General features: G+C 45.7%; 4 protein-coding genes and 2 pseudogenes. 3 read left to right on the forward strand and 3 right to left on the reverse strand.

The window, feature by feature from the left end:
• The first annotated feature begins 216 nt into the window (after nt 1–216).
• Together MiSe_RS13935 and MiSe_RS13940 are read left to right on the forward strand one after the other, a co-directional pair.
• Nucleotides 217–1,329: pseudogene (locus tag MiSe_RS13935) on the forward strand (CHASE2 domain-containing protein).
• Between the two features lie 147 nt (nt 1,330–1,476).
• Nucleotides 1,477–2,241 carry an adenylate/guanylate cyclase domain-containing protein gene (locus tag MiSe_RS13940; protein WP_307731402.1) on the forward strand — a complete coding sequence of 255 codons (765 nt, stop codon included), beginning with the start codon at nt 1,477–1,479 and terminating at the stop codon, nt 2,239–2,241.
• 135 nt (nt 2,242–2,376) lie between these two features.
• Here MiSe_RS13940 and MiSe_RS13945 read toward each other — a convergent pair whose 3' ends face one another.
• Together MiSe_RS13945 and MiSe_RS13950 are read right to left on the reverse strand one after the other, a co-directional pair.
• Nucleotides 2,377–3,375: a pentapeptide repeat-containing protein gene (locus tag MiSe_RS13945; RefSeq protein WP_226580290.1), complete on the reverse strand. Its 999-nt coding sequence runs from the start codon at nt 3,373–3,375 to the stop codon at nt 2,377–2,379.
• Between the two features lie 39 nt (nt 3,376–3,414).
• Complete coding sequence (locus tag MiSe_RS13950) at nt 3,415–4,143, reverse strand: hypothetical protein (protein WP_226580292.1); 729 nt, start codon at nt 4,141–4,143, stop codon at nt 3,415–3,417.
• 353 nt (nt 4,144–4,496) lie between these two features.
• On the opposite strand from MiSe_RS13950, the gene MiSe_RS13955 reads away from it, so the two are divergent.
• Nucleotides 4,497–4,826 (forward strand): hypothetical protein, encoded by a 330-nt coding sequence (locus MiSe_RS13955; RefSeq protein ID WP_226580296.1) that lies wholly within the window; start codon nt 4,497–4,499, stop codon nt 4,824–4,826.
• Nucleotides 4,827–4,884: 58 nt separating this feature from the next.
• On the opposite strand, the pseudogene MiSe_RS13960 reads toward MiSe_RS13955, so the two are convergent.
• Nucleotides 4,885–5,983: pseudogene (locus tag MiSe_RS13960) on the reverse strand (RNA-guided endonuclease InsQ/TnpB family protein); the annotation flags it as partial.
• Nucleotides 5,984–6,108: the final 125 nt, after the last annotated feature.

Raw genomic sequence — 6,108 nt, forward strand, 5'->3', positions numbered from 1 at the left:
GGGATTAATTTCGATGCAACGGTCAACGATATGACATACCGATAAATCGTGAGGTGAAATTCGTTGAAGACAAATAACTAGGATTTAACTCGAAGGCGCATTACTTTTGATCCCAGGTAATTCAACGAACCCCAGCTCAAACCGTGTAAATTCGCAAAATTGGCTAATCTAAAAAGGCAAGTTTTGTCGGTGTGAGTCCAGTTTTAACCGCGCCAGCTGGGGCTATTGCAGATGCTAGAATGGGCAGCCTACGATCAATTCATGTGTCTGCGTCCTGCTGAAGATGTCGAGCAGCGGATTGCGATTGTAGCAATTGATGAAGCTTCGCTGCGATTTGTCGGACAATGACCGATTCCCGACGCGGTTTTAGCAGAATTACTCCAAAAAATTAAACAGCAAAAACCCAGGGCAATCGGCTTAGATTTATACAGATATTTACCCGTACAACCCGGTTATCAGTCGTTGGTTAAAGTTCTGAAATCCACGCCGAATCTAATCGGTGTAGAAAAGGTAGTCGGGGATGAATTGGGAGCGGCAGTCAATCCACCGCCAGCCTTGCGTAAAAGCGATCGCATCGCTGCTGCGGATTTGGTTTTGGATGCAGACGCTAAAGTGCGTCGGGGTTTGCTTTCACTCGAAACCGACCAAGGTGAAGTCAGATTGAGTTTAGCAGCAAAACTGGCCTTATTGTATTTACAAAAAGAAGGAATGACGCTGCAAGAAATCGATCCAGATCGGCGAGACTATCGGTTAGGAAAAGCGGTTTTTGTCCCGTTTAAAAGTAACGATGGTAGCTATGTGGGTGCAGACGAGCGCGGCTATCAAATTATACTGAACTACCGAGGAAAGCCAAAGAATTTTTACACAGTTTCGATGCCAGAAGTTTTGGCAGGAAAGTTACCGCCAAATTGGGGACGCGATCGCATCATTTTAATCGGTACAACAGCAGCAAGTCTCAATGATTTTGTTTTCACTCCTTACGACAGCACCCTGACCGTTTTTCCGGAAAGAACACCTGGTATTGTGTTTCACGCCAACTTGGTCAGTCAAATAATTAGTGGGGCGTTGGATGGACGCGCTCAAATTCAGGTGTGGTCAGAACCTTTAGAATTGGTGTGGATTGGAGTCTGGTCTTTAGTGGGTGCAATTTTAGCTTGGACGCTGCGATCGCGCCAACTTTTCCATCGCCGGATATCACCCCAAGGCACGTTTGGAAGCATTTTTTTAGCGAGTAGCGGTTTAGTTTTGGGCGCATATGTAGCATTTTGTCAAGGGTATTGGATACCTTTAGTAACGCAAGTTGCTAGTTACATCAAGCGGTACTGGTAATGGCTAATCGCTAATGGCTAATGGGTAGTTGTCAAGAAGGCAAAAGCCTGTTAACCCAAGCGAGCAATTAGCAAGCGAGCAATTAGCAAGCGAGCAATTACCGCTGTCACAAGTTATAACTAGCAACTTGGGTTAGTACCAGGATTGATGGCGTTGGGGGGAGGTGCGATCGCAATATTGGGTTACATCGCCAAGCTGGAACAAGAAGACCGACAAATTATGATGACTTTGTTCGGCAGGCATGTTACCCCTAAAATTGCCGAAGCCATCTGGTTATCGCGCCATCAGTTATTAAAAAAAGGGCAACTGATAGGGCAACAAATGACGGCAACGGTGCTATTTTCAGATTTAAAAGGATTTACCACCATCGCCACCCGCCTCCCCCCAGCGGAATTAATGTCTTGGCTAAATGAATACATGCAGGTAATGGCGCAGACTGTCCTAGAACATGACGGCGTCATTGATAAATTTATCGGAGATGCGGTGATGGCATTGTTTGGCGTCCCCATCCCGCGCACCAAACCGGAAGAAATTGCTGCTGATGCAATAGCAGCTGTCGCTTGCGCCCGCGCCATGGGAAATAATTTGCGAAGTCTCAACGAACAATGGCAAAAAACAGGTCGTCCAACGGTTGCTATGCGGGTGGGTATTGCCACAGGTATCGTTGTAACTGGTAGTCTGGGTAGCGCCCAACGGCTTGATTATACAGTAATTGGAGACACCGTTAACGTAGCGGCTCGTTTAGAAAGTTACGATAAATCCTGGGATGCGGAATTATGCCGAATTCTGATCGGCGAAGAAACCTATCAGCTAGTCCAAAACCATTTTATAGCTCGATATATTGGTAATGTTTATCTCAAGGGACGAGAACAACCCACGAAAATCTATCAAGTTGATTTGACAGATGAATAAATAACGCAAGTTGCTCGCTTGCTAATTGCTCGCTTGCTAATTGCTAATTGGGATTGGCTCGTAATATTGCCTTTTTCCTTCCACGATCCACTAGCAATTAACCAGCCATGAGCCATTAGCAACTTGAGTTAAAAATCAGTCATAATCGTGGACTTTGCCATCGGGCATAACAGTACCGCGCATCAGCGATCCAGCTAGATTTGCACTACTTAATTCTGCCCTAATAAAAATAGCATTCGTCAGATTTGCATCGGTTAAATCTGTTCTAGCCAGGTAGGAATCAACCAAGTCAGCATCAGTCAAATTCGCCTCGCGCAAACAAGCTCGACTTAAATCAGTTCTGGGCAACCTAGCACCACGCAGAGAAGCTCGATTCATTTCCGCCTTACTCAAGTTAGCATCCGATAATAATGCACCGCTTAAGTTTACTTCGGTCATTTCAGCTTCAGCCAAGCTTGTACGTTCCAATTTGGCATTTGTCAGGTTAGCACCGCGTAGGTTAACTGTGGCTAAATTAGCTTCAGTGAGATAGACATTAGTTAAATTGGCATAAGCTAGGTTAGCACCGCTTAAATCTACCTCCCGCAGGCTAGCATCGGTCAAGTTCGCACCGCTCAAGTCTACCCTCGCCAAATCTGCACCCGCTAAGTTGACACCCCGCATATCGGCTTTATGCAGGTTAGCACCGCGCAATTTAGCACAGTAAATTCTTTTTTCCTCGCGCAAGTTAGCACCCCGCAAACAAGCACCCGTCAGGTTAGCACCGCTCAGATTAGCATTCCGCAGGTCTGCCTCGATTAAATTTGCATCTAGTAAGTTTGCCAAAGTTAGATTGGCACTCCGTATATCTGCACGTTCGAGGCACGCACCGTGCAAATCTGCGTCGCGCAGGTTAGCGCCCATTAAAGCGGCTTGATTTAAGTTTGCACCGCTCAACTTTGAACCAATTAAATTGGCTCTTACCAAATTGGCTCGATTGAGAAATGCCAAAATTAAGTTAGCATTTTGTAAGTTGGCTTCTCTTAAATTTATCCCAATCAAGTCTGCTCCAAATAAATTGAACCGACCCAGGTTAGCACCGCTAAAGTTGGTTTCGCCCGCTGCGTATCGCCTCAAAAGTTCCTTGGCATCCATTTTGATTCTTCTATCTTATTGATGATTGATACTAGATTGTTAACTTGCTGTTAAATAAGGGTAAAAAGGCTTCATTACTCGAATAATTACCCCGGCTATTTGCCTGAATTGAGCCGGCTCCTCAAGGCATTTCGCCGTACTATTTAGTTGAAATTCTAGCTCCGTAATCGTTTCACAATCCCGAAACAGCCTCAAAAGCAATTCATCAAGCTCTAGAGCTTTAATGGCTAACCAATCTTGTGGATTATCGAACTCAAACAACTTGCTTTCGACTGTAGAAAAAACAAGTATCTTAGCCAAAAGCGGGTTAGTATACTTCATTATCTCCAGACGCAAATCAAAAGTATCGTACTGACGTTTTGGTTCGTTTAGCTGCAATTCTGGTGGCATTGCCGTCGGTTGTTTGGCAGCCGAAAATCTAGTTGAAACCGTATTATGCTGTCGGTTGGATTTGACCAGCGTTGACTCTTCCGTATTTGGGTATAGTTTCCCCAGTTCGCTGATGATTGCATTAGCCACTAACGAATATTCTGCTTGTTTGTTGAGTTGTTTGACCACGCTGTTGAGCGCGACGGTTAGGTGTTCTATCGTCGGGCTGAGATCGAGTAATTCTTTCAGTAAATCTTTTAACCTCAACCTCGCCAGCATCTCTGGGTCATTTTCCCAATATTTTTTACAAGCGCAATAAATTAGCTTTTTCATCCGCGTTAAATTTTCATGCTGTTCTAAGTTTTGAACAACTTGAGCGAGAATAGAATCAGCTGCCATTGTTGCCTCTTAAGGGGATTGAAGTAGAAAATATCAAAGGTTGTGAGTTGCTGTTAACCAAGCTCATCCGTAGACATTTGCACGGCGTCTGGTGAGTCTATCGCTCAAAGGTCGCACTTTTTTTCGCTCCAGAGAAAGTATGACCATATTCTAAGACGAGATCAAAACTCAAGCTAGGGGTAGAGTCCCCACACTCGCACTTTCCTCACCCGCCCCCGCAGTAATAACACAAATAAATAAATATTTAGCATCTATCTGGAGAGATATTTTGCTCGACCTTTAGGTATACTTGGCAGAAAGGCGATCGCGCTAACCGTTCAAAGTCACGCCAGGAGAAGCCAAGGATGACCGCTATGGAATTAGAACAACAAGTCACGAAAGTAGCAATGGCGATCATGACCCGCAACAGGTACATCGCGGGAGATATGATTGCCAATTTGAAAAGCCAGATGGCACTTGAAGAGGTAGCTGGTATAGTACTGATCTCCCTCGAACGGTTACTCTGGTTTGAGACAGAGCTAGTCTGGTGTATAGAAAATCTGATACCGATCGATGTGCGCCAAGAAATCAAAAGAATCATCTCATTCGCGACATACAAGCATTGTATAGACAAAGGTTTAGTACCGGGTAAAGATTTTAGTATCGATGCTAGTGGGAAACTGCTACGCAACAGCATCCTGTAGGAATGATGCGCTTCGCCCACCGTATGCAAAACTTGGAATATATGCCCAATTGACATGCTCACCGGGCTGAAGCCACGGTGATTCTTGACAGTTCATCGCAACTTGCTACCGCAGTAGTCTTACGGTCGCTCCCTGTCCATTTAAGGTCGTGCCGATGCCCCATGCCGACCATTTCAATGTTTTTTGAGGCGTTCTCATCTCTGTCGTGTTCAGTGCCACAATTCAGGCAGAGAACAGAACGCACAGAAAGATCAATCTTGCCCCATCGATAACCGCAACAGGAACTTGCCTTGGCTTGTCGGTTCCCATCGGTTAATTACAACGAATTCGCGCTCTAGCTTTTGAGATTTCGCCTCGCAGAAAACTCTGAACTCGTGCCATCCTTGCCAGCTGATAGCTCGTGCCAGTTTGCGATTCTTGAGCAAGCCAGACACATTCAAATCTTCTAGTGCAATCACTTGGTTTTCGTTGACTACACGAGTAGACAGCTTATGCAGAAAATCCTTGCGGGTATCTGCAATCTGATTGTGCAGTTTGGCAATTTGCCGTCTGGTGTTCTCGCGCCGTTTGGAGCCTTTCACCTGACGGGCAAGTTTGCGCTGTTTGCGCCGAACTCGCTTATCTAGCTTGGAATAGTTGGGACTACTGACCTTTTCGCCAGTACTCAAAACAGCAAACGTTTTCAGCCCCAAATCAATCCCGACCGATGCATAAATTGCAGGAATATTGACCGGAACGACTTCCACAACAAAGCTGAGAAAGTACCGACCCGCACAATCCTTGATCGCCGTTACCGAACTTGGTTCAGATGGCAGCGCGCGCGACCAAATCGGCTTCACGTTGCCAATCTTGGCAAGATACACTTCGTCGCCTTTGATCGAAAAGCTGTTGAGCGTAAATCTCGCAGACTGGCGACCCGTCTTCTTTTTGAACCGTGGAGAGCCGACTTTCTTGCCTTTGGGCTTGCCATTGAGCGACGAGAAAAAGTTCTTGTAGGCCATCCCCAAATCTGCAACAGATTGCTGCAACAAAGTCACAGAAACACCGCTCAACCATTCCCGCTCATCTGTTTTCTTTGCCTGAGTAATCACGAGTTTTTGCAACTCTGCATTCTTGGGCAATTTTTCAGACTGTTTGCCAAGTGCCAGCGCATCATTGTTGAACTAAGTCAGAGAGTCACCCCTCTGACTCGTCTTCAGAACCGGACGTGAGACTTTCACCTCATCCGGCTCCTCAGTTACAAGGTGCTTGTCACGCATACCAGCCATATCCTGAGCGGTTT

Source organism: Microseira wollei NIES-4236 (assembly GCF_020521235.1).
Classification (GTDB): domain Bacteria; phylum Cyanobacteriota; class Cyanobacteriia; order Cyanobacteriales; family Aerosakkonemataceae; genus Microseira; species Microseira wollei.

Excerpts from the sequence above, each read along its gene's own strand:
- MiSe_RS13940 (WP_307731402.1), top strand. The coding sequence starts at position 1,477 with ATGGCGTTGGGGGGAGGTGCGATCGCAATATTGGGTTACATCGCCAAG.
- MiSe_RS13955 (WP_226580296.1), top strand. The coding sequence starts at position 4,497 with ATGGAATTAGAACAACAAGTCACGAAAGTAGCAATGGCGATCATGACC.
- MiSe_RS13950 (WP_226580292.1), bottom strand. The coding sequence starts at position 4,143 with ATGGCAGCTGATTCTATTCTCGCTCAAGTTGTTCAAAACTTAGAACAG.
- MiSe_RS13945 (WP_226580290.1), bottom strand. The coding sequence starts at position 3,375 with ATGGATGCCAAGGAACTTTTGAGGCGATACGCAGCGGGCGAAACCAAC.